The 25,634-nt window shown below is 74.8% G+C and carries 24 protein-coding genes; 18 read left to right on the plus strand and 6 right to left on the minus strand.

The window, feature by feature from the left end:
- Window positions 1–320 precede the first annotated feature (320 nt).
- The 10 genes from OG618_RS34840 to OG618_RS34885 all read left to right on the plus strand — a co-directional run bounded on the left by OG618_RS34840 (window position 321) and on the right by OG618_RS34885 (window position 11,626).
- A complete protein-coding gene (locus OG618_RS34840; RefSeq protein WP_329491626.1) occupies window positions 321–632 on the plus strand; it encodes a DUF6247 family protein in 312 nt (103 codons plus the stop codon).
- Complete coding sequence (locus OG618_RS34845) at window positions 629–889, plus strand: hypothetical protein (RefSeq protein ID WP_329491627.1); 261 nt, start codon at window positions 629–631, stop codon at window positions 887–889. The genes OG618_RS34840 and OG618_RS34845 overlap by 4 nt, the downstream gene beginning before the upstream one ends.
- A gap of 290 nt (window positions 890–1,179) precedes the next feature.
- On the plus strand, window positions 1,180–2,367 hold the full coding sequence (locus tag OG618_RS34850) for a C40 family peptidase (protein ID WP_329491628.1): 1,188 nt from the start codon (window positions 1,180–1,182) through the stop codon (window positions 2,365–2,367).
- 367 nt (window positions 2,368–2,734) lie between these two features.
- On the plus strand, window positions 2,735–3,895 hold the full coding sequence (locus OG618_RS34855) for an inorganic phosphate transporter (protein ID WP_329491629.1): 1,161 nt from the start codon (window positions 2,735–2,737) through the stop codon (window positions 3,893–3,895).
- Window positions 3,892–4,146: a hypothetical protein gene (locus tag OG618_RS34860; protein WP_329491630.1), complete on the plus strand. Its 255-nt coding sequence runs from the start codon at window positions 3,892–3,894 to the stop codon at window positions 4,144–4,146. Before OG618_RS34855 ends, OG618_RS34860 begins: the two co-directional genes overlap by 4 nt.
- 527 nt (window positions 4,147–4,673) lie before the next feature.
- Window positions 4,674–7,406 carry a DUF7824 domain-containing protein gene (locus OG618_RS34865; RefSeq protein WP_329491631.1) on the plus strand — a complete coding sequence of 911 codons (2,733 nt, stop codon included), beginning with the start codon at window positions 4,674–4,676 and terminating at the stop codon, window positions 7,404–7,406.
- A 484-nt stretch (window positions 7,407–7,890) separates the two neighbouring features.
- Complete coding sequence (uppS, locus tag OG618_RS34870; RefSeq protein ID WP_442906969.1) at window positions 7,891–8,580, plus strand: polyprenyl diphosphate synthase; 690 nt, start codon at window positions 7,891–7,893, stop codon at window positions 8,578–8,580.
- A 128-nt stretch (window positions 8,581–8,708) separates the two neighbouring features.
- A complete protein-coding gene (locus tag OG618_RS34875) occupies window positions 8,709–10,148 on the plus strand; it encodes an oxygenase MpaB family protein (RefSeq protein ID WP_329492392.1) in 1,440 nt (479 codons plus the stop codon).
- A 171-nt stretch (window positions 10,149–10,319) separates the two neighbouring features.
- Entirely contained in the window at window positions 10,320–10,796 is a 477-nt protein-coding gene (locus tag OG618_RS34880) for a hypothetical protein (protein ID WP_329491633.1), read from the plus strand.
- A gap of 314 nt (window positions 10,797–11,110) precedes the next feature.
- A complete protein-coding gene (locus OG618_RS34885; protein ID WP_329491634.1) occupies window positions 11,111–11,626 on the plus strand; it encodes a hypothetical protein in 516 nt (171 codons plus the stop codon).
- A gap of 162 nt (window positions 11,627–11,788) precedes the next feature.
- Here the strand turns inward: OG618_RS34885 and OG618_RS34890 are convergent, their stop codons facing one another.
- Window positions 11,789–12,706 carry an RNA polymerase sigma-70 factor gene (locus OG618_RS34890; RefSeq protein WP_329491635.1) on the minus strand — a complete coding sequence of 306 codons (918 nt, stop codon included), beginning with the start codon at window positions 12,704–12,706 and terminating at the stop codon, window positions 11,789–11,791.
- On the minus strand, window positions 12,703–13,905 hold the full coding sequence (locus OG618_RS34895; protein WP_329491636.1) for an NAD(P)/FAD-dependent oxidoreductase: 1,203 nt from the start codon (window positions 13,903–13,905) through the stop codon (window positions 12,703–12,705). Before OG618_RS34895 ends, OG618_RS34890 begins: the two co-directional genes overlap by 4 nt.
- 489 nt (window positions 13,906–14,394) lie before the next feature.
- Here OG618_RS34895 and OG618_RS34900 point away from each other — a divergent pair, with 489 nt between their 5' ends.
- The 3 genes from OG618_RS34900 to OG618_RS34910 all read left to right on the plus strand — a co-directional run bounded on the left by OG618_RS34900 (window position 14,395) and on the right by OG618_RS34910 (window position 18,458).
- Window positions 14,395–14,640 carry a hypothetical protein gene (locus OG618_RS34900; RefSeq protein WP_329491637.1) on the plus strand — a complete coding sequence of 82 codons (246 nt, stop codon included), beginning with the start codon at window positions 14,395–14,397 and terminating at the stop codon, window positions 14,638–14,640.
- 289 nt (window positions 14,641–14,929) lie between these two features.
- Window positions 14,930–16,777 carry a hypothetical protein gene (locus tag OG618_RS34905; protein ID WP_329491638.1) on the plus strand — a complete coding sequence of 616 codons (1,848 nt, stop codon included), beginning with the start codon at window positions 14,930–14,932 and terminating at the stop codon, window positions 16,775–16,777.
- Between the two features lie 382 nt (window positions 16,778–17,159).
- The gene (locus tag OG618_RS34910; RefSeq protein ID WP_329491639.1) at window positions 17,160–18,458 is read left to right on the plus strand and encodes a glycoside hydrolase family 16 protein; all 1,299 of its coding nucleotides are present in this window, start codon (window positions 17,160–17,162) and stop codon (window positions 18,456–18,458) included.
- 364 nt (window positions 18,459–18,822) lie between these two features.
- On the opposite strand, the gene OG618_RS34915 is transcribed toward OG618_RS34910, so the two are convergent.
- The 4 genes from OG618_RS34915 to OG618_RS34930 form a co-directional block, all read right to left on the minus strand.
- On the minus strand, window positions 18,823–19,503 hold the full coding sequence (locus OG618_RS34915; protein ID WP_329491640.1) for a phosphatase PAP2 family protein: 681 nt from the start codon (window positions 19,501–19,503) through the stop codon (window positions 18,823–18,825).
- A complete protein-coding gene (locus OG618_RS34920; protein WP_329491641.1) occupies window positions 19,488–20,105 on the minus strand; it encodes a phosphatase PAP2 family protein in 618 nt (205 codons plus the stop codon). The genes OG618_RS34915 and OG618_RS34920 overlap by 16 nt, the downstream gene beginning before the upstream one ends.
- A complete protein-coding gene (locus tag OG618_RS34925) occupies window positions 20,102–20,749 on the minus strand; it encodes a DedA family protein (protein ID WP_329492393.1) in 648 nt (215 codons plus the stop codon). Before OG618_RS34925 ends, OG618_RS34920 begins: the two co-directional genes overlap by 4 nt.
- Before the next feature lie 110 nt (window positions 20,750–20,859).
- A complete protein-coding gene (locus tag OG618_RS34930) occupies window positions 20,860–21,015 on the minus strand; it encodes a hypothetical protein (protein WP_329491642.1) in 156 nt (51 codons plus the stop codon).
- A 141-nt stretch (window positions 21,016–21,156) separates the two neighbouring features.
- Between OG618_RS34930 and OG618_RS34935 the strand changes: the two genes are divergently transcribed.
- The 5 genes from OG618_RS34935 to OG618_RS34955 all read left to right on the plus strand — a co-directional run bounded on the left by OG618_RS34935 (window position 21,157) and on the right by OG618_RS34955 (window position 25,532).
- A complete protein-coding gene (locus OG618_RS34935) occupies window positions 21,157–21,834 on the plus strand; it encodes a response regulator transcription factor (RefSeq protein ID WP_329491643.1) in 678 nt (225 codons plus the stop codon).
- A complete protein-coding gene (locus OG618_RS34940; protein ID WP_329491644.1) occupies window positions 21,827–23,308 on the plus strand; it encodes a HAMP domain-containing sensor histidine kinase in 1,482 nt (493 codons plus the stop codon). Before OG618_RS34935 ends, OG618_RS34940 begins: the two co-directional genes overlap by 8 nt.
- Before the next feature lie 264 nt (window positions 23,309–23,572).
- The gene (locus OG618_RS34945; RefSeq protein ID WP_329491645.1) at window positions 23,573–23,890 is read left to right on the plus strand and encodes a hypothetical protein; all 318 of its coding nucleotides are present in this window, start codon (window positions 23,573–23,575) and stop codon (window positions 23,888–23,890) included.
- Window positions 23,891–24,192: 302 nt separating this feature from the next.
- Window positions 24,193–24,933, plus strand: a complete 741-nt coding sequence (locus tag OG618_RS34950) for a class I SAM-dependent methyltransferase (RefSeq protein ID WP_329491646.1) — start codon at window positions 24,193–24,195, stop codon at window positions 24,931–24,933.
- A gap of 152 nt (window positions 24,934–25,085) precedes the next feature.
- The gene (locus OG618_RS34955; RefSeq protein ID WP_329491647.1) at window positions 25,086–25,532 is read left to right on the plus strand and encodes a DUF1772 domain-containing protein; all 447 of its coding nucleotides are present in this window, start codon (window positions 25,086–25,088) and stop codon (window positions 25,530–25,532) included.
- The last annotated feature ends 102 nt before the right edge of the window (window positions 25,533–25,634 follow it).

Consider the following 25,634-nt stretch of genomic DNA (forward strand, 5'->3'; position numbering starts at 1 on the left):
GGCCTGCTGACGCTCCCGGCGCCCGGTCCGCGCGATGAACCGCCCGTTCGGCCCGTCCGCGCGGGGCGGGAGGCCTGGTAGCTCCGGGGGAGGAGCCCCCGACCCCCGGGTGGCGGGGCCGTCCTCGGCACCCACGAGGGGCACCGATCCTCGTGAACATGTCCAGCAGCGTCGGCTCCGCCGACCCACCGGTGCGGCCGGCCCCGATCGTCGGCTGTCGGCACACTCGAATCGGCCAACGTCGGGGGAGATCCGGCTGAGGTCCCGCCGCCGGCCGCACCGATTGCCGTACCGTGACCGGCAGCGAAGTGGAGGACCCTTTGAGCGCCCAGCCCGACCACCTTCCCGCCGCGCCGGCGGCTCCGGCGCCGCGTGCCGCCGCCCGACTGCTCGCCCGTATCCACGCCGAGCCGCCCGAGCGGGCAGCCAGGTGGCTGCCGGCGTTCGAACGGGACTGGGCCAAGGCGCTCGACGACTCGCGTCAGACCTACGACCTCTCCCCGCTGCACCACGTGGTCCGGACCTGGCGGGTCCGTCTGGACAGCGCACCGGCGGTCGACGCGTTCGTCGCCGCCGGCCCGGACGACGGGGACGGGATCGACCTCGCCGAACTCACCGGGACGGACCGGTGAGCGACCGCGTCTGGCCGGCCCGGCTGTCCCCGCAGGCGGCCAAGACCTTCGTCGACCTCCCCCCACACGCCCAGCGGACGGTCCGCGACCTGCTGGACATCGCCTCCCGAACCCCCTGGGGGTGGCCGCAGTGGGACGCCACCGACCTCGAAGGCGAAGACGTCCGCTGCGCCTCCGTCGGCCAGCTCAGCCTCGTCTACCTGGTGAACCGCCCGGCCGGGCGCCTGCACGTCATCGACATCGTCTGGCTCGGCTGACAGCCTCCGCGGATCCGGCCGACCTTCACGGCGGGGGTCGACCTTCACGGCGCCGGCGGCCCGAACGGGCCGCGCCCGACGGTCGCTTTGGACGACGGTCGGCGACGCTCCGGTCCTCCGGACGGCGACCGGCCGTGGCTCCGTGGACGGTCGGGCGGCCCAGGCCGACGGACCAGAACGACGGCATCCATCGAACCGAAGTGGCGGAACCCCTCGTTCCAAGTGTTGTAGAGGGAACGGCCGTGGAGCACCGTTCTCGACGTTCCGTCCCCCGAAGGAGCCCGCCGCCCATGGGAAATCACCGCAAACCCAGCCGTCCGAGCCGGGCCCGCCTCGCTGTCCTCACCACGGCCGTGGCCGGCGGCGCGGTGCTCGCCGCCGGGACGGCGCACGCCGAGCCGGCGCCCACCCTGGCCTCCGTCAAGGAGCAGGTGGACAGGCTCAACGGGGAGGCCGAGCAGGCCATCGAGCGTTACAACGGGTTCCAGGAGAAGCGGCAGTCGCTCCAGGCCGACGCCAACCGCATCCAGGACAAGGTCGCCCGCGGCCAGGACTCGCTCAACGAATTGCGCACCTCGCTCGGCGCGGTGGCCGGTGAGCAGTACCGCAGCAACGGCATCGGCCCGGGCGTCCAGCTGATGCTCGACTCCGACCCGGCCGGCTACCTGGAGCGCGCGGCCGTGCAGAACCAGGTCGCCGACAGCCAGGCCGCGTTGCTGAAGCAGGCCCGCGACGCGCAGCGCAAGCTCGACCAGGACCGCGCCGAGGCCACCGCGATGCTCGCCCGACTCGACGCCGCGGGCGCGTCGCTGGGCGAGGAGAAGAAGCAGATCCAGGCCAAGCTCGCCGAGGCCGAGGCCCTGCTCAACAAGCTCAGCGCCGAGGACCGGGCCAGGATCAACGCCCAGGAGAGCGCCGAGAAGGCCAAGGCCACCGCCCAGCAGGCCGCTGCGGCCGACCGCGCCGCGCGCGCCGCCGAGCGGCCCGCGCAGGGCGCCGCCACGGCACCCGCGACGCGCCCGGCCGCCGGAGCCACCCCGGCGGGAGCCGCCCCTGCCGGAACCCCCGCCGGAGCCGCTGCCGAAGCCCCTGCCGGAGCCGCCGCCGGACCCGCTCCGGCGAGCGCGGGCGGCCGGGCCGCCGACGTCGTCAAGTTCGCCACCGCCCAGCTCGGCAAGCCCTACGAGTGGAGCTCCACGGGACCGAACTCCTTCGACTGCTCAGGCCTCACCGGCGCCGCCTACCGCGCGGCCGGCGTCAAGCTCCCCCGGATATCCCAGGACCAGTGGAAGTCCGGCCCGCACGTCGCCCGGGGCGACCTCCAGCCCGGTGACCTCGTCTTCTTCTACGACGACATCCACCACGTGGGCCTCTACATCGGCGACGGCAAGATGATCCACGCTCCGCGCAAGGGGAAGAACGTCGAGGTCCTCCCGATCAGCGTGATGCCGTACATGGGCGCGGTCCGCCCGGCCTGAGCCGCGGTGGCCGGGGCGGCCGTGCCTCGGTACCGCCCCTGGCGCCACGGGCCGGCCGCCCGCGGGCAACGCCGTAGCGAGGCGCTGCCCCGGCGGGGCACCGTCGGCGTGCTCCTCGGGGAGGGGCAGCGGGGCCACGGCGAAGCCGTGTCCGCACCGACGGCAGGACCGCCGGAGGAACGGGCCCGTCCCGCAGCAACCGGCAGCCCCGTGTGGTGATCACCCGAGGAGGGCGACGCCCGCCCGGCCGTGCTTTGCGCCCGGTGGCCCGGCGACGGCGTGCCGCCGGGCCCCGTCCGGTCGAAACCCCGGCGCGCCGGGCTCGTCCACGGCCGGTCCGTCCGGGCCGGAAGCTAGGTTCGGCTCCGTGACGGGCAACGACGCGGTCCTGGCCCTGGTGGTCACCACCGCGCTGGGTTTCGACTTCACCAACGGATTCCACGACACCGGCAACGCCATGGCGACCTCGATCGTCACCGGCGCCCTACGCCCGCGCGTGGCGGTCGCCCTCTCGGCGGCGCTGAACCTGGTCGGCGCGTTCCTGTCGACCGCCGTCGCGGCGACCATCGCGAGCGGTCTGGTCGACAGCGCCGACGTGACCCTGGTGGTGGTCTTCGCGGGACTGGCCGGCAGCATCCTGTGGAACCTGACCACCTGGTACCTCGGCATCCCCTCCAGTTCCTCGCACGCGCTCATCGGCGGCGTGGTCGGGGCGACGATGGCGGCGGCCGGGGTCTCGGCCGTCAAGTGGCAGGGGTTGGTCTCCAAGGTGATCGTGCCCGCCACCCTGTCGCCGTTCATCGCCGGGACGGTCGCGGTGGTCGGCACCCACCTCGTCTACCGGCTCACCCGCGACGTCTCCCAGGGCCCGCGCGACCACGGCTTCCGGATCGGCCAGATCGGTTCGGCCTCGATGGTCTCGCTCGCCCACGGCACCAACGACGCGCAGAAGACCATGGGCGTCATCACCCTGGCCCTGATCGCCAACGGCACCCTCCAGGCCGGCGCCACCTCCCCGATCTGGGTGATCACCTCCTGCGCGATGGCCATCGCCCTGGGCACCTACCTCGGCGGCTGGCGGGTCATCCGGATGCTGGGCAAGGGACTCATCGAGATCGAGTCGCCGCAGGGCATGGCCGCCGAGTCGGCCTCGGCGGCGGTGATCCTCTCCTCCACCGACTTCGGCTACTCGCTGTCCACCACCCACGTGGCCACCGGGTCGATCCTGGGCGCCGGGGTCGGCCGCAAGGGCGCCGTGGTGCGCTGGAACACCGCCCGCCGCATGGCGGTGGCCTGGCTGCTCACCCTGCCGGCCTCCGCGACGGTCGGCGCCGCGACCTACTGGGCCGCCCACGGGATCGGCGGGACCATCGGCGTCGTAGTGATCTTCATCGTGCTGGTCCTGGCCTCAATCGCCTTCTTCGCGGCCTCCCGCCGGCCGGCCGTGGCGGTGACGCCGGAGAACGTCAACGAGGCCTGGACCGGCTCGCTGGTCCCGGCCCCGGACGCCGGCGAGGTGGCCTCGTGAACTCCTGGATCAACCTCGACGCACTGTGGGGGATCGTCGTGGTGGGCCTCGTCGCCGGAGCCGGCCTGCCGGCCCTGTTCGCCCTCGGCCTGCGCGCCCTCAACCCGTCGGCCCGCCCCGCCGGGCGGTCTGCCGTGACCGGGCCCCCGGCCGCCGTCGGACCGGTCGGCTACGCCGTGGCCGTACTCTGCTTCGCCACCGTGCTCGCCGCGATCGCCTGGGGCATCTTCGTCATCGTCAACCACAGCTGAACGGCCGTGCCGCGGGCGAGGGAGCGTCACCCCGCCGCCGGGGCCCGCGCGGTGAGGGACCAGGGGGCGGCCCACAGCGGAAGGACCTCGACGGTGGCGCGGGCGTCGCGCCGGTGCCCCTCGGCGCCGCGCCCCGGGCCGACGGCGGGACAACGGGGACGGGTGCCGGCCGGCTGACGGGCAGCCTCGGAGTTCACTGGGCTCATGCGTCGCAACCTACTCCGGGGCACTGACAGGCCCGGTGCGGGCGGATCGACGGTCCGACCGGCTACCACCTTCCGGCACGGAACGGGCGGTGATGGACCGAGTCGTGCCCCCGCCGGTTCGGACGAGCCCGGTCGTCGGAGTGGCCGGGACGGGCCGTGCACCCGGCGGCGCCCCGCAACCGTCCGGGCGAACGGTGCGCCGGGGTGGGGGTGCTGCTCGACGAGGGGGTGGCCGCCGGGGCCGGCGGCCGTCGCGCCCGCGGTGTTGTCGGTGTGCCGGGTTAGGTTGACGATCATCAGCCGGACCGGATGGGGGACGTCGTGACCGACCGTACGAGCGAGTCGATCAGCTGGGAGGAGACGCGCGCGCTCATCGCCGCGCGGATCCCGCAGGGGGTGATCGACCGGCTCCGGCCGGTGCCCGCCGGTGCGCTGCGCCATCTGCGGACCCCGTTGCGCAAGCTCCGCACCGAGCTGGTGCGCGAACTCTCGTCGGGCGACCGGGGCCGGTACTCCACCGCGTACGACCAGCTCGCCGCACTGCAGCTGGCCGGGATCCTCGCTGCCGCCACCCCGGCCGAGGCGTTGGAGTGGCTCACCTCCCGCCGCCTCCTCGACGTCACCTGGCCGCGGCCGGGCGGCGGCTCCAGCAGCCCCGACCACCACACCGTCCTGCTGACCCTGCTCGCGCCGCACCGGGACGCGGCGTTCCACCGCGAACTCGCGGGCCGGCTCGCCGCATGGCTGCCCGCACGTGGCGACGCCGCCCGGTGGCTGATCACCCAGGGCCTCGCCCTCCGGTCCGGCGCCGAGCCCCCCACCACCGACGGCTACGTGATCGGGTGGCTCCGCGAGGGCCGGCTGATGGGCTCCCACCACCGGGAGATCGGCGAGTGGCTCGCCGACCAGGGCCTGCGCGAACCGGTGCCGCACCACCACTCGCTGCTCTCCTGGCTGCGGACGCAGCCCCGGCTCGCCGAGTTCACCCGTCGAGCGTTCGAAGTCCCGGACGCCGGGGCCGAGTTCACCGAGTCCCCGTCGACCTGCGGCTGGGCCGAGTCGCTCGCCGTCGTGGCGGCCGAGGGACTGCTCGACCGCGCCGAACTGATCGACCTCTGCCTGGGCCGACTGCTGCGCGGCGACCGGCCCGGCAACCTGCGCGGATTCCTGCGGCTGTACGCGGTGCTGGCCCTCGACGCCGACGAGATCCTCGCCCGGGCCGGGGACCACGTCCGGCTGGCCGCCGACGGTGCGCCGGGCGCCGCCAAGGCCGCCCAGGCGGCGCTGGTTTCCGTGGCGGAGCGGCTGCCGGCCGAGCTGTTCGTCGAACTCACGGGCGCCGTCCTGGCCCGCCCGGAGAAGGGCCTCGCCACCGTCCAGCTGGGCCGGGTCGACGCCGCGCTGCGCCGCGACCCGGCCGGGGCCGACGGCCTGCTGCCCGCCGTCGCCGTGGCCTTCACCCATCCGCTCGCCGCGGTCCAGGAGCAGGCGCTGCGTCTCGTCGCCCGTCACCTGTCGCACGCCGCACCCGCCGTCGCCGGGGCCGTGCGCGCCGCGGCCGCCGATCTCGGACCCGCCCTGCGGCCCGACGCCCACCGCCTGCTGGAGATCCCCGCCCCGCCCGCGGAGCCGCAGTCGGACGCGCCGGTCGCGGCGGTACGAGTGGCGTGCGCCGAACTGCCCGCCGCACCCGCGGGGCCGCTCGACACCGCCGAGCGGCTGAGCGCCCTGATGGCCGACCGGGTGCCCGACCCGGGTGAGTTCGAGGTGGTGCTCGCCGCCCTGGTGGCGGAGCACCACCGTGACGCCGCCGCGCTCCGGGCCGCGCTGGCCCCGCTCGCCGCACGGCGCGCCGCGAACCCGGACCGGTTCCCGTTCATCCGTGAAGTCGGCGGAGCGCTCGCTGTTCTGCTCGACGCCCTGACGGGCCGGCCGCAAGCGCCCCGGGCGAGCCTGGCCGTGCTGCTGGGGATGCCCGCCTTCATGCGCACCCTCGGTGTGGTCACCGCGGTGCGCGTGCACGAAGCGGCGTGTTCGGCCGTGGAGGCGCCGGTGCCGCTGCTGCTCGCCACGCCCACGGCCGGCGACGGCACGATCGACCCGGCCGTGCTGCTCGACCGGCTCGCCGCGTACCGGACCGCCGGTGCCCGCCCCTCACCCGCCGACCTGGCCCAGGCGTTGCTCCGGGTGGCCCCGCCCGCGCTGCCGGCCGTCCGCGCCGCGGCCGCCGGGCTCGGCTGCGAGCTGCCGCCGGACGTCGCGCCGCCCGCACCCCGGCGGTTCCACACCCAGACCGCGAACATGCCCGAGCGGCTCAATGGCGTCGGCCGGGCCGCTGCTCCGGTCGTGCGCATCGCACCGTGTGCCCCCGAGGCCGCGCCGGCACCCGAAGGCGTCACCGGCCTCCTCCACGCCGTCCCCGACCCCGCCGAGTACGCCCGGTTCGTGGACGTGCCGTCGACGCCGGCCATCGAGCTCGTCCAGTTCGCCTGGGTGGCGCCGTGGCACCCGGAGGCCGTCGCGGCGCACGGCGTCCCGGGCGCGGTGTTCCGGGTGGACGCGCCCGGTCCCCGGGAGCCGAACCCCCTGCTGCCCCGGCTCGCGGAGGTGCCGGGCGAGTTCGGACCGGTGTGCCACCTCCTGCTCGCCTACGGGCTGACCGCGTCCCGGGCGGAGAACCGCACCGCCGCGCTGGACTTCCTGCTGGCGGCGGGCGCCCAGGGCCGGCTCCGGCCGGATCTGCTGGGCGGATGGATCGCGGCACTCTGGAGGCTGTCCGTGGCCAAGCCGAACCGGGTCCTGCCCGTCCTGGCCGAGGCCGCCCGCGCCGGTGCGGGCCGGACGACCTGGGCCGTGCTCACGGCCGTGATCACCGAGTCCGCCACCGAGCCCGGCCGGCGAGGACTGGCCGACGCGCTGGTACTCGCCGCCGAGTGCGCGGTGGCCGAGGGCATCCGTGAGGCGCTCCCGGCCCTCGACGCCCTGAGCGCCGCGGGGGCGCCGGCTCGCGTCCGGGCGGAATCGGCCCGACTGGCCGCAATCCTGACGGGGTGACGGCCGCGCGGGCTGTCGACGGCCCGGTCCAGGCGCCGGCGCGCGCCGTCGTCGTCCACCGCACCGCTTCGCGGTCCGCACCGCCCGGGTCCACCGGTGCGACCGTCATCACCGGCTGGAAGTACGCCGGCTCCGCCGGTTCGCCCACCGGGGGGCGGCCGAGGGCGACCGACCCGGCAGCTGGAGGCCGGTCCGGACCTCTGAGCACCCGGGCCACCCTTCGGCCTCCGGTGGCGCAGGCGGTGGCGGGAGGCCCCGCCGTCACCGGATCGGGTGAAGATCGACCGATCGCCGGACAGTACGGCCCGGGCCCCGGCACGCTCATGACGGCCTCGCGGAGAGCGCGGGCCGGCGGCGAGCGGAGGGGGCGGCAGTGGTGGTGGAGCAGGTCTTCGGAGGTCTCGCGCCGCCCGGGGGAGCGGCCGTGCCCCGGCCGGCCGCAGGGGAGCGCTCGGCCCCGGTGCCACGTCATGTCGCCTGTGTGATGGACGGGAACGGCCGCTGGGCGGCGCGGCGCGATCTGCCCCGCACCTCCGGTCACCGCGCGGCCGAGGCGACGGTGATCGACGTCATCGAGGCGGCCCGGGCGTCCGGCGTCCGGTGGCTCAGCCTGTACGCGTTCTCCACCGAGAACTGGAGCCGCCCCGGCGAGGAGGTCGACTACCTCCTGCACCTGGTGCGCCGGGTCGTGCGCAAGCACGCTCCGCTGTTGCACGCGCGCGGGATCCGCTGCCGCTTCCTCGGCGGCGCGGATCCTCGGATCCCGGCCGCACTGGCCCGCGACTTCGCGGACCTGACGACGCTCACCAGCCGCAACCGGGGCATGACACTGACCGTGGCGTTCGACCATGGCGGGCGCCGGGACATCGTCGAGGCCGCGCGCTCGCTGATCCGCAGCGGTGCGGCGGCCGAGACCCTCGACGAGGAGGGCTTCGCGGCCCACCTGCCGTTCCCCGACACCCCCGACGTGGACCTGGTCATCCGGACCTCCGGGGAGCAGCGCATCTCGAACTTCATGCTCTGGCAGGTCGCCTACGCCGAGTGGATCTTCCCGCCGGTGCTCTGGCCCGACTTCCGGGCGACGCACTTCCTGGAGTGCCTGAACACCTATCAGCGACGCCACCGCCGCTTCGGCGGGGTGGCGGCCGACACGAATGGAGAGGCCGGACCGTGACCCGGACGACCGACGACCACCCGGAGGGCGAGCACACCGCCCCCGGAAGCGGAGCCATCCCCACAGCCGGGGCCACTCCCACATCCGGAGCCACTCCCGGAGCCGGGTCCACCGCGCGGCCCGGACCGCTGTTCGGCCCGGGCACGCGGTTCCACCGCCTCTTCGACGACCCGTGCTGGGCCGTGGCCATGATCCGGGCGACGGTCCTGGAAGCCGCCCACCCGCAGATCGGTGCGGCCCTGGTCGACAGCTCCACCTTCCTCACCCACCCCTGGCGCCGGATGGCCAACACCCTGCGCAGCCTGCAGCGCGTGACCGGGGCGGACGAGGCGGCCCGGGACCGGGAGGTGGCCCGGCTCAACCGGATGCACGCGCGGATGAGCGGCACCGACGCGGCGAACCGGCCCTACGACGCGATGGACCCGGCGGCCCGCGCGTGGGTGGTCGCCACGATGTTCGAGAGCGCCGTCACCATGTTCCGCTGGAGCGGGCGGCCGCTCGACCAGGCCGCGATGGAGGAGCTGTACGCGCAGTTCCTGGCCTTCCAGGCGCTGCTGGGCGACTCCTCCGGCCAACTCCCCGCCTCACTGCGGGACTTCTGGCCGTACTACGACCGGGTGGTCGAGGAGGAGCTGGAGAACACCGAGGCGCTGCGCACCATCCTGTACCACCTCTTCGACCACCTTCCGGCGCCTCCCTTGCTGGAGGGCGTGCCGACGCTGTGGGCGGCCGGCCGGGCCCTCGCCGGGCCGGCGATCGGGGTGGTCACGGTGGCCTCCCTGCCGGAGACGTTCCGCAGGCGGGCCGGACTGACCGAGGTCCCCGGCGCCCAGGCCCTGAGCCAGGCCGCCTACCTGGCCCTCGGTTCGGCGCGCCTGCTGCCGGAGGGCTGGGTCACCGCCGACAACCTCCTCGACCTGATCTCCCTGTCACCCGACAGCGACGACCCCCGGGCCAGGGCGCTGGCCGCCGTGGGCGACGGGATGAAGCGGTTCGGTGCCCTGCTGCGACTGGTCACCCCGCTCCCGGACGAGCCCGGGCGGCCCGGCGCCGGGAGGCCGTCGGGGCGGTCGGCGCGGGCGGGTGCCGGGCGGCGCGGCGCCGAGGAGTTCTTCGACACCGTGCTGGACCAGACCGGGAACGGCTACCTGGACTGGCCCGACCTGGCGGCCATGGCACGGGAGCTGTCCGGCCGCCTCGACCTGGACGAGCCGGAGGAGACCAGGCTCTACGACGCCTATGCCGCCTGGTGGCGTGAGCTCCAGTCGACGCTCGACACGGACGGCGACGGCCGGGTCAGCCGGCAGGAGTACGCGGAGGCGGTCCCCTTCCTCGCCGGCCCCGCCCTGATCCGGGTCGCCGAGGTGCTGTTCGACGTGACCGATGCCGACGGCAACCAGAGCATCGACGCGGACGAGTACCGCGCGCTCTTCCGCACCGGCTTCCACCGCGAACTGCTCGACTCGAACGGGACGTACACGCGGGCCGCGTTCATCAAGGACTTCCTCGCCTTCATGGCGGGCCGTCAGCGCTCCACGGCCTACGACCCGCTGCTCGCCCAGGCGTGATCCGGCCGGGGCGGTGAGGTGGGGGACGTCGGCGGGCACGGCGGCGGCGCTCGGGGCGACCCGGTCACGCCGCCGTCACGGGAAATTCACAGCACGGGGTCTACTCGCATAGAGGGCGCCGGGGCCATCCTGGCCCGGTCCGAGGTTCAGCGCCCTCACCGGGAGACGCAGATGAAGCCCCGCACCGCAGCCACCGTCATCGCCCTGGCCCTGGCCGGGCTCGCCGTCACGGCGCCCACGGCCGGCGCCAGTGGCACCAAGGTCTCGCAGTCGACCGCCGCCGGTCAGTTCAGGAACGCCGGCATCACGTGGAGTTCCAGTGGCGGCTGTACTACCCGGTCCAACTCCACCTGCACGTCGTTCGAGCAGATCAACTCCGGCACGGTGAGCACGATCATCACCCTGAAGCAGTCCAGCGGCTGCGCCATCAACATCACGGGCGGCACCGAGGTGGGCCACGCCTCCGGAACGTACAGCCACTACAACGGCTACAAGGTCGACATCTCCCGCAACTCCTGCATCGACGCCTACGTCCAGAACTCCTTCACCTACATCGGCTACCGGGGTGACGGCTACCCGCAGTGGAAGGCCGCGTCGGGCAACCTCTACTGCAACGAGGGCAACCACTGGGACATCCTGGTCTACTGACCCCGGCCTCCGGTGGGGGCGGGCCCGGCCTGCCCCCACCGACCGGCCGGACCGCGGTGCCGCGGGAGCCCGACGAACGCGCGTCGCCGCGGTCGGGGCGACCGGCGGCGACGGAACTCCGCTGCGGCGCAGCCCACTTCCGCCGGCCGCGCCTCCTCTCCCCGGCCCGCTTCCTGCTCCTCACCCCTGCTCCTCACCCGTGCCCCGCGCCGGGAACCGGCCCGGCATCGGCCCGGCGGCGAACCCTGGCCCGGTCGCCGGCCGTTCAAGGAGGAGGAGTACGGAACAGTCGAACCAGCCTGCGGGAGTGACAGATGCCGAAGTACCGAGGCGCCCACCGGATCACGGTGACCGGCGTGCAGGCCGACCGGCCGCAACGGGCCGTGGCGACCGTCCGGGGCGGCGGCACCGTCGTGGTGCCGGGCGTCGTCGGTGCCAGCGAGCTGATCGATGCCGCGGACTGGGAGCTCTCCGTCGAGCACGAGCACGACGGCGTCTGGGAGCCCAGCATCCGCGCCGTCGTGGGCCGCTGGGAGGAGCGTGGCGGCACCCACAGCCAGGTGGTCCGGTGCACCGACCGCGACCGGAGCGGCTACCCCGGCGGCCGCAGCCTCGTCCTGCGGATCGACCGGGAGGACCCGCGCCCCCCGGCGGCCCCCGCGTCCGCCCCCGCGCCCCGGTGGGCCGGTACCGAGTCGGCCGGCCGCCAGGAGGCCCCGGGCCGGGGCGGCGCCCGGATCAGCACCTCCGGCTCCGACCTCCCGTCGACCCGCACCGCCGACACGGCCACCACCTCCGGCGGCTTCCACACCACCTCCGGCGGCTGGTAGTCCGCGGCCTCGTCGGCCGTCAGGGGCGGCGTCCACGACGTGGGCACCGTCCCGGCGGCCGCTCGCGCACCCGCCCGGCCCGTGCCCGGTACCGCTCCCATGACAGTGAGGTCGCAGACCGGGCGCGCGGGGGCCCGGAGAGCGCCGGCGACCCACGGCGGCTCAGCGCAGGTCGTGGCGGGTGCCGTCGCCGACGGCGCGGAGCTTGTCCGGGTTGGCCACGTTGTGGATCGTCGAGATCCGCCCTTCGGGGTCGAACTCGAAGGTCAGCGTGGCGACCACGCGGTCCGGGCCGCGGAAGACCAGGCCCGGGCCGCCGTTGATCGAGGTGAGCTCCGCCCGCATCTGCCCGGGCTCGATGCCCTGATAGGTCACGCTGCCGAGCGCGGCGAACCAGCGGGCCACCGTCTCCAGGCCGACGACCGGCTTGAGGGCCTGGCGGACCTTGCCGCCGCCGTCGGTCCACAGCGTCACGTCCGGGGAGAGCAGCTCCATGAGGGTGTTGATGTCGCCGCCCGACGTCGCCGCGAAGAACCGTTCGGTGACGTCGCGTCGGCGGGCGGGGTCCGCCGTGAAGCGCGGCCGGCGGGCCTGGACGTGCTCGCGGGCGCGGTGCCCCGCCTGGCGCACGGCCGGCTCCGAGCGCTCCACCGCCTCGGCGATCTCCGCGTAGCTGAAGGCGAAGACCTCCTTCAGGACGAACACCGCGCGCTCCAGCGGGCTCAGCGTCTCCAGGACGACCAGCAGGGCCATCGAGACCGAGTCGGCCGCGGCGATGTCCTCGGCGGTGTCCGGGAGGGTGAGGATCGGCTCGGGGAGCCACGGGCCGACGTAGGTCTCGCGCTGGTGGCGGGTCGACCGGAGCCGCTCCATCGCCAGGTTGGAGACGATCCGGGCCAGGTAGGCCTTGGGGTCGGCGACCTGGGAGCGGTCGGCCGCCGACCACTTGAGCCAGGCGTCCTGGACCACGTCCTCGGCATCGGCGGCGGTGCCGAGGAGGCGGTAGGCGACGGAGAAGAGCAGGGTGCGGTACTGCTGGAAGACGAGCTGGTCGGCGTCGTCCTGTCGCGGCTGGGTCACTTGGCGCTCCGGATCCTGGTGTAGCGGCCGCCGTGCGGCCAGAACGCGCCCGAGGCGGGCATCTTCTTCATGCGGGCGAAGGTCGGCCACGGCGCGGCGCTGACCGTCTCCTTGTACTTCGCGGCCCGCTTGCCGGTCAGCACGAGCCGGCGCGGGGTGTCGTCGGGGTGGGTGAACTGGACGACGGCGTCGTGCCGGCCCAGGCTGACGGGTGTGTGGTAGTAGCCGAAGCGGAAGGGCTTGGGCTCCTTGCCGGCCAAAACCCGCAGGATCGAGAGGGCCGCGTGCACGCCGGTGGGCATGCCGCTCTGGCAGGTCCCGTGCATCACGCCGTAGCCCTGGCGGACCGCCGCCGCGTCGCCCACGGCGTAGACGTCCGGGTGGGAGACCGAGCGCAGGGCCGGGTCGGTGACCACGCGGCCGCGCTCGTCGACGGTCAGGCCGGCGGCGGCGGCCAGCGGGGAGACGCGGGTGCCGCTGGTCCACAGCACCGCGTCCGCGGGGAGGACGGTGCCGTCCGCGAGTTCGACGCCGTCCGGCAGGACCTTGGCTACCTCGACGCCGCCGCGCACCCGCACACCGAGCCGGGCGAGCGCCGCGTCCAGGTGGGCCTTGGCCTTCGGGTGCATGGTCGGGCCCGGCTCCTGACGGCCCAGCAGCTCCACCCGGAGCTCCGGGTACCGCTCGGCGATCTCCGCCGCGGCCTCCACGCCGGTGAGGCCGCTGCCGCCGACCACGACGGTCCCGCCGCCGAGCCGGGCCAGCCGGTCGGCGAGGAGCGCGGCGTCCTGCGGGCTGTTGAGGGTGTGGGCGTGGTCGTCCACGCCGGGGACGGCGTCGGTGTCGGCGACGCTGCCCAGGCCGTAGACCAGGGTGTCGTAGCGCAGGACCCGGTCGTCGTCGATCCGGACGGTCTTCGCCCCGGCGTCCACGGCGGTGACCCAGCCGCGGACGAAGGTCGCACCGGTGCCGTCCAGCAGCTCCGGGATGCTCATCGCGGCCGTCTGCTGGCCGGTGGCGGTCATGTGCAGCCGGAGCCGCTCGGTGAAGTGCTCGTCGGGGTTGACCAGCGTCACCCGCAGATCCGCGCGCTTGCGGGTGCGGGCCGCGAGCTGGATCGCCGCGGAGAGTCCGGCGTAGCCGGCTCCCAGGACCAGGACCTCGTGCTGCCGTGTTGCTGTCGTGTTCGTCATCGTCATCGTCGCCTTCGTGTCGGTCGTTCCCGCCGTGCGGACAACCACCAGACGCGAGCTGCCCTCCCGTTCGTGACACGGGGCCGAAGTGACCCGCGTCACATCGCCGAGAGGAGTGCGCGGGCGCGCGGCACAAGCCCCCCGAGTGCCGCGACGCAGAGCATTCAACCATGATCGACTCGGCGTCGCGGGGGAGCCGGGGGACGGCGGGACCCGCAGGTCGGCGGCGGCTCCGGTCCCTCCGCACGCCGCCCGGCCGGGCCCACCGTCGGTCCGGCGCCGGCCTTCGGAGGAGCTCCGGAGGTGTCCACTAACTTCCCTGTGTTCTTTGGAAGTTGGCCGCCCGAGCGGGATCGGCCCGGTAGGAATGGGGGTGCTCGGCCCGCCCGGGCCGGGCGGGGGGCGTGGGGCACGGAGCCGGCCGCGCCCGGGTGCGGCGGCCACACCCGGGTCCTGGGCTGCGTCGACACGGCTTGCGGCACGCTGCCGCAGGCCGTGGCCCGGGCCACCGTGGACGACTGCCTCAGGACCGCCGACCACCGGCCTCCCAGTGGTACGGCGTTCTGGCACCTGGTGTACGACACCCCGGACGCGACCGCCATGCGCGCCACCCTGGACTCGGCCTTCACCCGCGGCGCCGGCTACGTCTACGCCACCGACGACGAGCTGGACATCCCGTGGGACGCCGCCCCGGGTTGGGGTTTCGCCACCGAGACCGCCTACGCGGCCACCAAGGGCTGACGGGGGGTCTGCCCGTCGCCGGGGTCAGGGTGCCCCGGCGACGACGGCGGCGGGCGTCACCCCGGTGGGGTGTCCTCGCCGCCGCCTTGCGAAGGGCCGGGGCTGAACCGGAGTGCGGCTCCGTTTCGTTCTTCCTGGTGTCCTCGGGTGCTCCGCCGACTCGTGCCGGAGCGCCCGGACCGTCGGTGCGCACCCGAACGCCCCGTCGGCGTGCGGTGTTCCGGGGTCCGCCGCCGCGGCGGGTTGCTCTTCTGGACATTATATGTCGGTAGCCTATATATGTAGCTGCATGACACAACGCTCCACGCAGCCGCAGACCCTGCCGCGGCCCGCCGTCCCCGACGCGGGCCGGGCCGGTGCCACGGAGACCGCCGGGCCCGCCCGTCCCGCCGACGGCCTGTCAGGCCTGTTGGGCCTGGTGGCGCTGCGGTTCGAGGTGGCCCGCGGCCGGCGCTGGTTCTGGCCGGTGGTCCTGGTGGCCGGATACACGGTCGAGGTCCTCTTCCGCCTGGTGCTCGTCCGGCACCTGAGCTACCCCTCGGTGCACCCTGACGAGGACTCCTACCTGGTCCTCGCCCGCGTGCTGGCTGGCCGGCCGACCACCGAGATGCCGGTCGGCGTGGTGATCCCGGGCGGCTACCCGCTGCTGGTCTCCCCGGCGTTCCGGATCGCCGACGACCCGGTCACGGCCTATCACCTGATCATGGGGATCAACGCGCTGCTGAACGCGCTGGTCTTCCCGCTGGCCTACCGGGCGCTGCGCCGGCTGGGCCTGCGCCGGCTGCTGGCGTACGTCTTCGCGGGGGCCACCGCGCTGCTGCCGCCGGTGATCTTCTACTCCGAGTTCGTCATGTCGGACACCGTGCTGCCGGTGCTGGTCCTGGCCTGGCTGCTCTGCCTGCACGGCTGGCTGAGCGAGGGCCCGGTCAAGCACCGCTCCTGGTACGCGGCCGGCACCGGCGCGGCCGCCGCGTACACGATGGCCACGCACGACCGCGGCGGCGTGGTGGTGGCGCTCACCGGGGTGGTCCTCGTCGGCGTCCTGGCGCTGCGCTGGGCCCCGTGGCGCACCACGCTGGTCGGCCTCGGCTCCCTGGGCGTCGGCGTGGTGGGGGTCAAGGCGCTGTCCTGGTGGCTCGACCGCCAGTTCACCGTCGAGCCGAGCGACGTCGGCGGCTACCTCTGGAAGGGCCTCACCGACCCCGACAAGACCGGGATGACGCTGACCCGGGTGGCCGGGCAGATCTGGTACTTCATCGTCTCCACCTGGGGCATCGGCGGCCTGGCAGTCGTGGTCTGCCTGTTCGCGCTCTTCAGCGGCCGCTTCCCGCGGCCCGACCGGATCGTCGGCGGGGTGCTGGCGGCCCTGCTGGTCGGCACCGCGCTCGCCTCCGCCGCCGCCCTGCCGGACGACGGGCGGGTCGACGACTGGGTCTACGCCCGCTACCTCTCGTTCCTGGTCCCGGCGGCCTTCGTCGTCGGCGCCGCCGTGCTCTCCCGGCTCGGCCGCCGCCGGCTCGCCGCCACGGCGGCCGTCACGGTCGGCCTCACGGTGCTCCTCGGCAAGCTGGTCGTCTGGTCCGCGGGCTCGGCGCTGACCACCAAGCTGTTCATCGGCTGGGCCCTGCCGGACGTCACCTTCCTGGCCACCGACTGGATGCGGCTGAACGTCATGCGCTCGTCCGTCGCCGCCTTCGTCGTCCTGGGCGCGGTGGTCCTGTTCCTGGCCGCGGGCGGGCGCCGGGTGCTCTGGGCGATCGGACTCTCCCTCGCGCTGTTCGCCGGCTTCGCCACCGCCACCATCACCGAACAGGTCAGCTACCCGCACGCGAACTACCGCAAGCCGCTGGCGACCGGCTTCACCAAGGCCTCCGGGATCAAGCCCACGGACAACGTGGTCCTGGCCTGGGACCTCGACGGGGGTCTGCGCAACGCCCAGGCCTTCGAGGTCTACCGGGGCCGGGTTTGGTACCGCGACCCGCGCTGGCAGCCCGTCCCCGCGGAGGCGACCGTCCTGGTCACCCCGGCGGCCCCGGAGGGCAAGGCCACCGACGGGTACTGGCCGGAGCACCCCGCCGAGTGGTACGTCGCGAAGGAGAACCGGGCGCAGGGCTGGGCGCTCTGGCGCAAGTCCTGACCGCGGGCGCCCGTCGGCCGTCGGCTGGCGCCCATGCCCGTCGCCCGCCGGGCCGACCGCGCGACCGGGTCGGCCGGGCGGGCCGACGGGGTCCGCCGAGCGGACGGCGCGGTCCGGCCGAGCGGACGCCCCGTGTGGCCCCGGTCACCTGTGCCGCACCTCACAGGTGTTCCCGCAGGCGGCCCTCACACCCGCTCTGACCTGCTGGTTCGCCCGTGGGCAGGCCGTCGCCCCAGGTGCCTGCACGGGGTGGGCCCGGGCTCCGCGGCTTGCGAAGGACGCGTCCGTTCGCACAAGCTCCACCCTCGACGGGCTCTCCTCCGCTCCTGCCGCGGACGGGGCCCGCGGCTCTCCAGGGGGGCAGGAAAGGTACTGCCACAGCATGAGAACCCTGCGAAACAACGCCCGACACCGCCGGGGCGCGCCGACGGCGTGGAAGCGGCTGACCGTCGCCGGACTCGCGGCCGCGGCCGTGACCGCCGGCACCGCGACCTGGGCGGTGCAGTCCGAGGCGGCCACCAGCCCGGTCACCGTCGACTCGCTCGGCATCACGCCGACCTCGCCCGCGCCGGACTCGGCCGTGACCGCCACCGCCAAGGTGCACGCGAACAAGCGGCTCAAACTGCAGAGCCTGACCATCGCGGTGCGCTCGGCGAGCGGCGCCAACTACGACTTCCCCGGGGCCGTCGCCACCACGCTGGGCACCCGGCAGACCACCGTCACGCCGAAGAGCCGGACCTTCCCCAGCGGCTCGTACACCTATTTCGTCGCCTACCAGGCCTCGGACGGCTGGCACAACCTGACGCCGGTCCACAGCTTCACGTCGAGCGGCGGCACCGTGACGCCCACGCCGACGCCGACGCCCACGCCGACGCCGACCTCGACGCCCACGCCGACGCCCACGCCCACGCCCACGCCCACGCCGACGCCGACGCCGACGCCGACCCCCACGCCGACCCCTACCCCTACCCCGACTCCGACGCCGACCCCCACCGGCGGTCCGCTGGGCATCGCGGGCAGCTGGCGCCCGGTGTTCGCGGACGAGTTCAACGGCAGCACCGTCGACAGCGCCAAGTGGACGCCCAACTGGTTCGGCTGCCAGACCTGCACCACGCAGCCGGTCAACCCCGACATCGAGCTGGCGGCCTACGCCCCGTCGCAGTCCACCGTCAGCGGCGGCTCGCTGCACCTGAACATCGCCCAGCAGCCGACCGTGGTGAACGGCAAGACCTACCCGTACCGCTCCGGCATGCTCTCCTCCAACGGCAAGGCGGAGTTCACCTACGGCGCCTTCGAGGCACGGATCTACCTGCCCGCCGACGGCTCGCAGATCGCCAACTGGCCGGCGTTCTGGACGGACGGTCACAACTGGCCGGCCGACGGCGAGATGGACGTCATGGAGGGCCTGGGCGGCCAGGCCTGCTACCACTACCACTCGCCGTCCGGCGGCCCCGGCGGCTGCGCCACGGGCAACTACAGCGGCTGGCACACCTACGGCGCCGAGTGGAAGCCGGGTTCGGTGACCTACTTCTACGACGGCAAGCAGGTCGGACAGATCACCACCGGCATCAGCTCGTCGCCGCAGTACCTGATCCTGAACAACGCCGTCTGGTCCGGCGGCGGTCCGTCGGCGACGCCGGCCGACATGCAGGTCGACTACGTGCGGGTCTGGCAGCACTGACCTGCCGTCCAGCAGCACAGTACGGCGGTGGCCCGACCTCCCGGGGTCGGGCCACCGCCGTTCCCGGAGCGTCCGCGTCGTCGGATCCCCGTTCGGCCTCCGGGGCCCGAACGGCCGCCGGTCGACCGGCCCGGACCAGGTGCGCGTCCGTGGCCGACCGAGGCGGGGAACCGGAAACCGGCTCCCCGCGGGTGCGACCGAGGCCCCGCGCTCCGGGGGAAGCGCGGGACCTCGGTGGATCAGGAGCCCGGACCGGGCGACCCGGCCGGGCCGGGGGCGGTCGCCGTCCGAGCGGTGCGGTTGTGGTGTGCAACCGCGGCACGGCGGGGTTTCCCGTCGAGCCGTGCGCAGGCTGGGCCGGCCGCTACGGGACTTCGGGCACGGGAGCCGTCGATCGCGTCGGGGGACGCGGGACGATCGAGGCGGCGGCCAGGCAGCCGGCGGCGAGGAGCCAGGCGCCGAGGACGTCCAGGGGCCAGTGCACCCCGAGGTAGATACGGCTGAGGCCGATCGAGCCCGCGAACAGGGCCGCGGTCACGACGGCGGCCCGGGCCGCCCGGGGGTGGGCGCGGGCGACGGCGAGGGCGAGCAGGCCCGCGCAGAGCGCGGAGGTGAAGGCGTGTCCGGACGGGAAGGCGAATCCGGAGGCGGTGAACGCCCAGTCGGTCCGCGGCGGCCGGGGGCGGCCGAAGGCGTGCATCAGGCCCTGGCGCAGCAACTGGCCCGCGGCCAGGCAGAGCACGGGGGCGAGCACGGTCCCGGCGGTCGCACGGCGGGACCGGGGGGCGGGGGAGGCGCGCAGGGTGACGAGGCCCGCGGCCAGCACCAGGAGGTAGGGCGCGACGCCCGTGCCGAGCGAGGTGACGGCGAGGGCCACCGTCTCGGCGACGGGCGGGCGGTGCGCGACGCTCCAGTCGACGGCGGTCCGTTCGAACGGGAAGGGTGTCCAGTCGTGCGCGGCGAGTACGGCCGCCAGCACGGCGAACGCCGCCCAGCTCCCGGCGAGGACGGCGGGCCGGCGGCGGCCGGTCACGCGGTGAGCCATCGGTGCGCGCCGCCCGACCGGGCCCGGTCCACCACGCCCCCGCCCCGCCCGGCCAGGAGGCCGAGCCCGTATCCGGCGCAGACGCCCACCAGCGCGCCCAACGCGACATCGTGCGGGTAGTGGACGCCGACCAGCACCCGGGAGGCGCCCATCGCGGCGGCCAGGAGCAGCGCGAGCGCGCCGATGCGGCGGCTGACCTGCCACAGTACGGCGGCGCCGGCGAACACGATGACGGTGTGGTTGCTCGGCAGCGACCAGTCCCCGGTGCCGGGGCACGCCTCGAGCGTGGTGCCGGCGTCGAGGACCTGGCACGGCCGTGGCTCGTGCAGCAGGGTCTTGAGGACGGTGTCGGCGGCGAACACGGCGGTGACCACCAGCGGCGCGCCGAGAGCCCGGGCCATGGCGGCGCCGTCGTCGGCGCGGGCGCGCCACCAGGCCCAGAGCAACAGGACGGCCAGAAGTCCCAGCCCGTAGGCGGAGAACGCGGTGATCACCTCCCGGGCGGGAGCGGGAAGGTGCTGGGCCCAGTGGTCGGCGCGCAGGTACAGGCCGGCGTCGATCGGGCGGCCGTCGAGGGCGAGCGCGGTGGCGGCGGCCGTCATCGGGCTTCCCGGCAGCGGCGCGAGCGGAGGACTTCGAGCACGAGGGGCAGCAGGGAGACCGCGATGACGACGCCGACGATCGGCAGGAGGTAGTGGTCGACATCGGGCACCGACGAGCCGAGCGCGTAGCCCGCCAGGACGAGACCGAAGGTCCAGACGAGGCCACCCACGGTCTGCCAGATCGTGAAGGTGCGGAGGTCGACCCCCAGGGCTCCGGCCAACGGGTTGAGCACGGTGCGGACCACGGGGACGAACCGGGCGAGGACCACGGCCTTGCCGTGGCCGTAGCGGGTGAGGAGTTCCTCGGCCCGCAGAGCTCCCTCGTGCAGCCGTCTGTTGCGGGAGCGGGCGAGCAGCGCGCTGCCACCGCGCCGCCCGATGACGTAGCCGACCTGGGCACCCGCGAGGGCCCCGACGGCGGACGCGCCCAGGACCTGGGCCAGGTCGAGGTGCGGTCCGCTGTGCGAGCCGGTGGTGCACAGCAGGCCCGCGGTGAACAGCAGGGAGTCACCCGGCAGGAAGAAGCCGATCAGCAGACCGGTCTCCGCGAAGAGGACCACGGCGATGCCCAGGGCGCCGAACGCGCCGAGAAGGGAACTCGCGTCCAGCGGATTGACGGCCAGCAGGGCGGATGAGGAGAGCATCACGGGGTTGCGCCTTTCCAGAGGGAGCTGTTCGAGCCAGTCGGGGCGGCCGCGGCCGGAGCGCGGTTGCGGTGTCTCCGCGCGCGGCCCGGCCACGCCGACCCGGTGGATCAGCCGCCCAGGACCGCGTTGCCGGTGACCGTGCCGGTGGCCCCGTCGACGGTCACCAGGTGCCGGACACCGTCCGGGCCGAGGACCACGGCCTGCCGGCCCCGGCCGCCGCCCGGCTCCTGCGGCGACCGCGTCCCGCCTCTGGGCTCGCTCACTGCGCCCACCCCGATCCTGTGACAAGGCCCGGGACCTGCGCCCGGACGGTACGGCCAGCATGACCGGGCGTTGCTGAAGGACAGCTGAAGACCTGAAGGCACCTTCAGCCGCCCGGTCCGCGGACCTGCCACCCTGGGGGCATGCGAGTACTGGTGGTGGAGGACGAGCGCCGACTGGCCCTGGCGCTGCAGCACGGGCTGACCGCCGAGGGGTTCACCGTCGACATCACCCACGACGGCCTCTCGGGCCTGGCCAAGGCCATGGACCAGGCCTACGACGTGATCGTGCTCGACATCATGCTGCCCGGTCTCAACGGGTACCGGGTGTGCGCGCGGCTGCGGGCCGCCGGCAGCGACGCCGGCATCCTGATGCTGACCGCCAAGGACGGCGAGTGGGACGAGGCCGAAGCCCTGGACACCGGAGCCGACGACTACCTGTCCAAGCCGTTCTCCTTCGTCGTCCTCGTCGCCCGCCTCAAGGCCCTCGCCCGCCGGATCGGCAGCCGCGCACCCCGGCGCACCGTCCTGGGCGACCTCGTGGTCGACTCCGCCGCCCGTACCTGCACCCGGGCCGGCACCGCCATCGCGCTCACACCCCGCGAGTTCGCCGTCCTGGACCACCTCGCCCGCCGGGCCGGCGAGGCCGTCTCCAAGCGCGAGATCCTCGACGCCGTCTGGGACAGCGCCCTCGACAGCGACCCCAACACCGTCGAGGTGCACGTCAGCGCGCTGCGCCGCAAGATCGACACCCCCTTCGGCAGGGCCTCGGTGCAGACGGTCCGCGGCACCGGCTACCGCCTGGCGGCCGACGGTGGCTGACCCGACCGCCGGCCCCGCACCCCGCCGGCCCGCCGCCTACCGCCGGGCACGCACCGCCCTCGGCAGGCTCCTCGGCCACCCCCGCACGGTGGCCCTCCTGGACCGCCTGGCCCCGCGCTCGGTCCGCACCCGGACCACCGCCGCCGCCTGCCTCAGCGTCGCCGTCGTCCTCGCCGTCGCCTCGGCCGCCGTCATCCTCCTGCTGCGCGTCAACCTGGAACGCACCGTGGAGACCGGCGCCCGCGAACAGGCCCAGGCCGTCGCCCGGCTCGCCACCGACGGGCACCTCGGCAACCCCTTGCCGCTCGACCACGGCACCGACTTCATCCAGGTCGTCGACGCGAACGGCACGGTGGTCGCCGCCAGCCAGAACCTGGCCGGCCACCCGCCACTCACCCCCGCCGGCCACCGGGAGGGCCACGACACCTTCAACCTCGGCGCCCTGGGCGACGAGCACCACCAGCGCGTCACCACGGTCACCGCCGCCACCCCCACCGGGCCCGCCACCGTCCATGTCGGGGCCTCCCTGCGCACCGCGGACGCCGCCGAGGACCTCACCACGGGCGCCCTCGCCGCCCTGAGCACCGTCCTGCTGCTCACGGTCGGCGCCCTCACCTGGCGGGCGACCGGCCGCGCCCTGCGGCCGGTCGAGGCGATCCGCGCCGAGGTGGCCGCCATCGGCGACCGGGACCTCGACCGGCGCGTTCCCGACCCGCGCAGCGACGACGAGATCGCCCGCCTCGCCGACACCATGAACGCCATGCTCGAACGCCTGGAGGCGGCCGGCACCCGACAGCGCCGCTTCATCGCCGACGCCTCCCACGAGCTCCGCAGCCCCCTCGCCGTGCTGCGGACCCAGCTGGAGGTGGCGCTCACCCACCCCGACGCCGAGGTGCGCGCCGACCTGGTGGCCGGCGCGCTCCAGGACACCGAACGGCTCCAGTCGCTCGCCACCGACCTCCTGCTCCTGGCCCGTCTCGACGCCGGCGGCCACCACCACCCCGACGAGCCGGTCCGCCTCACCGAACTCGTCCGCACCACCGCGCGGGCCTACGGACCCGAGCCCCACCCGGTCGTCCTCGACGCCCCGGACGAGATCACCGTCCCGGGCAACGCCCTGTGGCTCGGGCGCCTGCTGACCAACCTCCTCGACAACGCCCGGCGCCACGCCCGACACCGCGTCACCGTGCACCTGTTCGAGGACAGCGCCACCGGGTGCGCCGTTCTGGACGTGAGCAACGACGGCCCCCGGATCGACCCCGCCGACCGGGAGCGGATCTTCGAGCGGTTCACCCGCCTCGACGACGCCCGCAGCCGCGACGACGGCGGCTCCGGCCTCGGCCTGTCCATCGCACGTGACATCGCCACCGTCCACGGCGGCACCCTCACCGTCCTCGACACACCGGACACCACCACGTTCCGCACCCGGCTGCCCGGCGCGAGCCCGGAGCCCGGGGCACGACGGCCTGCGTAGCCGCCCCGAAGGCCGGCCGGCGGCAGACCCCTCCAACTGGCGACGCGACCGGACGATCTCCGGCCGGCGCGGGCGATGAGCCTCGGTGCCGCGCGCGAGGCGCGTGGTCGCCCCAGTGGTCGGAACCGCCGGGAGTCCTGCCGACTGCCGACCTGGGTGGATGATCATGCCTCTGAACTGGGAGGAAACATCGGGCACGGGACATCCGGGGGGCGCACGGCCCCGCCGAGGTTTGCGACGCCGGGTTCGGGTGACACGTAGGGCATGGGCAGCTATGTGATCACCATTCCCGGAACAGTCCAGCGACCGGTCGAGGACTCCGCTCGCCGTACCCTGCTGGCCGTCGTGCGCGGCGCCGATCCCGAGGAGGTCGGTACGGAGGAGGTCCCCGACCTCGATGTGCTGACCCTGGACGAGCCGGAGGGGACGTTCGTGCTGCGCTTGGAGGTCGAGGCGGCCGACCGCACGGCCGCCGGTGAGGCGGCCCTGGACCTCACCAGGCGGGCCTTCGCGGCGGCCGGGTACGAGGCGGACGCGGTGGGCATGGGCACCCCGGCGGTCACCGGCATCGACGTCGGCTGAGCCGCCCCCGGGGTCCGGCTTCCGCCCCGCTGTCGTCCACGTCCGTGGACGACAGCGGGGCGGTCGGTGTTCGGTTCCGCAGCGGTCAACACGGACGTCCCGAACGCGGCGGCCCCGTCGGCCGCCGCCTTAGTCCGGCGCCTTCGCCCGCCCGGGAGTCACCGATCGGGAGTCACCGATCGGGTGGTTTCGCCGGTGCGGGGTCGAACGTGGGGTGAAGGTTTCGGTCGGCCGGTTTCCGCCGCCGCAGGGCCCGGTATGGAGGCTGTCACCGCTGCCACGACCCAGGGAGAGACCAGCTGATGAGTGATTCGGAGCGCTACGTACGCGCGTGGGAGGGGTTCTGGGCGGAGAACACGGGTGAGCCGGGCGAGCCGTTCTGGGACGCGGATCCGGCGCTGACGGCGGCCCCGCACACCGCCCTGTTCGCGAGCCACGCCGACCGCACGCTGCCGATCGTCGACCTCGGGTGCGGCAACGGCACCCAGACCCGCTACCTGGCCGGACGGTTCCCCCGGGCGGTGGGCGTCGACCTGTCCGCCTCGGCCGTGGCACACGCCCGTCGGGCGGACCGCGACGCGGTGGCCGAGTTCGAGCAGCTCGACCTCACCGACCTGGCGGGGGTACGGCGCCTCGGTGGCCGGCTCGGCGACGCCAACGTCTACCTGCGGGCGGTGCTCCACCAGAGCGAACCGGCGGACCGGCCACCGGTCGCGGCCGCCGTCGCCCTGCTGCTCGGCCGGCGAGGCCGGGGCTTCGTGGTCGAGCCGACCGCCGCCGCGAAGACGGTGCTCCAGCAGGTCGCCGAACGGCCGGGTGGGCCGCCGGAGAAGCTCCGCCAGGTCCGCAAGCACGACCTGCGCCCGGCCGAGGTCACGCCGGGGGAGATGCCCGGGCTGCTGCGCGGCGCCGGGTTGGAGATCCTCGACGAGGGCGGGACGGACCTCGCGATGAGCGAACACCACCCGGACGGCTCCCGGGTCGCGCTGCCGGCCCACTGGTACGTGGTCGCGGCGGCCGGGGGTGGTCCGGCGGGCGGCTGAGGTCGGGGCGACGTCCCGGGGAGAAGGCGGCCGGGACGACCCGCCGCACCTTGGAGGCTAGCAGCGCTAGACATTCGAGCGGCGACACCTCTAGCATTGCCCCATGACCTAGCGGCGCTAGAAGGCGCCGGGTCCGAACTTGGGGAGGGAACATGCAGAACGCACTGGCCGTCGTCGCGGTCGTGGTCGTCGGCCTGCTGGTGGGTGTGGAGTTCGCGGTGGCGGTCTTCGTCAACCCGATCGTCGACGGGCTGCCGCACAACGGCGGACTCGCCGCCCGCAGCGAGGGGGCCCGGCTGCTCGGGCGGGTGATGCCGTTCTGGTACATCGGATCGGTGGTGCTCGGCGTGGCGTGGTCCGCCGTGACCTGGGGGGACGCCGGGGCGGGGCTGGTCGCCACGGCCGCCGGGCTGCTCGTCCTCAGCGTGGTGATGTCGGTCGCCCTGCTCGTGCCGATCAACTCCCGGGCGGCGCACTGGACACCGGAGAGCGCCCCGGCGGACTGGCGCGAGCAGCTCGGCCGCTGGGACCGCCTCCACTACCTGCGGGTGGCCGTCATCGTGACCGCGTTCCTCCTCCTGGTCATCGCCCTCGTCTGAGGGTCCGGCGCCCCTCCAGCAGCGTCCGGCGGGCCTGGTCCCGGCGGGCGTTCTGCGCGTCCGGACCGGGCGGGTGACCGCTGGGCCGGGTCGCGGTCCGCG

This window comes from Kitasatospora sp. NBC_01246 (assembly GCF_036226505.1).
Classification (GTDB): domain Bacteria; phylum Actinomycetota; class Actinomycetes; order Streptomycetales; family Streptomycetaceae; genus Kitasatospora.

Bases quoted from the DNA above. Each gene is read 5' to 3' on its own strand.
- OG618_RS34850 (WP_329491628.1), top strand. From the start codon at position 1,180: ATGGGAAATCACCGCAAACCCAGCCGTCCGAGCCGGGCCCGCCTCGCT.
- uppS (WP_442906969.1), top strand. From the start codon at position 7,891: ATGGACGGGAACGGCCGCTGGGCGGCGCGGCGCGATCTGCCCCGCACC.
- OG618_RS34880 (WP_329491633.1), top strand. From the start codon at position 10,320: ATGAAGCCCCGCACCGCAGCCACCGTCATCGCCCTGGCCCTGGCCGGG.
- OG618_RS34885 (WP_329491634.1), top strand. From the start codon at position 11,111: ATGCCGAAGTACCGAGGCGCCCACCGGATCACGGTGACCGGCGTGCAG.
- OG618_RS34895 (WP_329491636.1), bottom strand. From the start codon at position 13,905: ATGACGATGACGAACACGACAGCAACACGGCAGCACGAGGTCCTGGTC.
- OG618_RS34905 (WP_329491638.1), top strand. From the start codon at position 14,930: ATGACACAACGCTCCACGCAGCCGCAGACCCTGCCGCGGCCCGCCGTC.
- OG618_RS34910 (WP_329491639.1), top strand. From the start codon at position 17,160: ATGAGAACCCTGCGAAACAACGCCCGACACCGCCGGGGCGCGCCGACG.
- OG618_RS34915 (WP_329491640.1), bottom strand. From the start codon at position 19,503: ATGGCTCACCGCGTGACCGGCCGCCGCCGGCCCGCCGTCCTCGCCGGG.
- OG618_RS34920 (WP_329491641.1), bottom strand. From the start codon at position 20,105: ATGACGGCCGCCGCCACCGCGCTCGCCCTCGACGGCCGCCCGATCGAC.
- OG618_RS34925 (WP_329492393.1), bottom strand. From the start codon at position 20,749: ATGCTCTCCTCATCCGCCCTGCTGGCCGTCAATCCGCTGGACGCGAGT.
- OG618_RS34935 (WP_329491643.1), top strand. From the start codon at position 21,157: ATGCGAGTACTGGTGGTGGAGGACGAGCGCCGACTGGCCCTGGCGCTG.
- OG618_RS34945 (WP_329491645.1), top strand. From the start codon at position 23,573: ATGGGCAGCTATGTGATCACCATTCCCGGAACAGTCCAGCGACCGGTC.
- OG618_RS34950 (WP_329491646.1), top strand. From the start codon at position 24,193: ATGAGTGATTCGGAGCGCTACGTACGCGCGTGGGAGGGGTTCTGGGCG.
- OG618_RS34955 (WP_329491647.1), top strand. From the start codon at position 25,086: ATGCAGAACGCACTGGCCGTCGTCGCGGTCGTGGTCGTCGGCCTGCTG.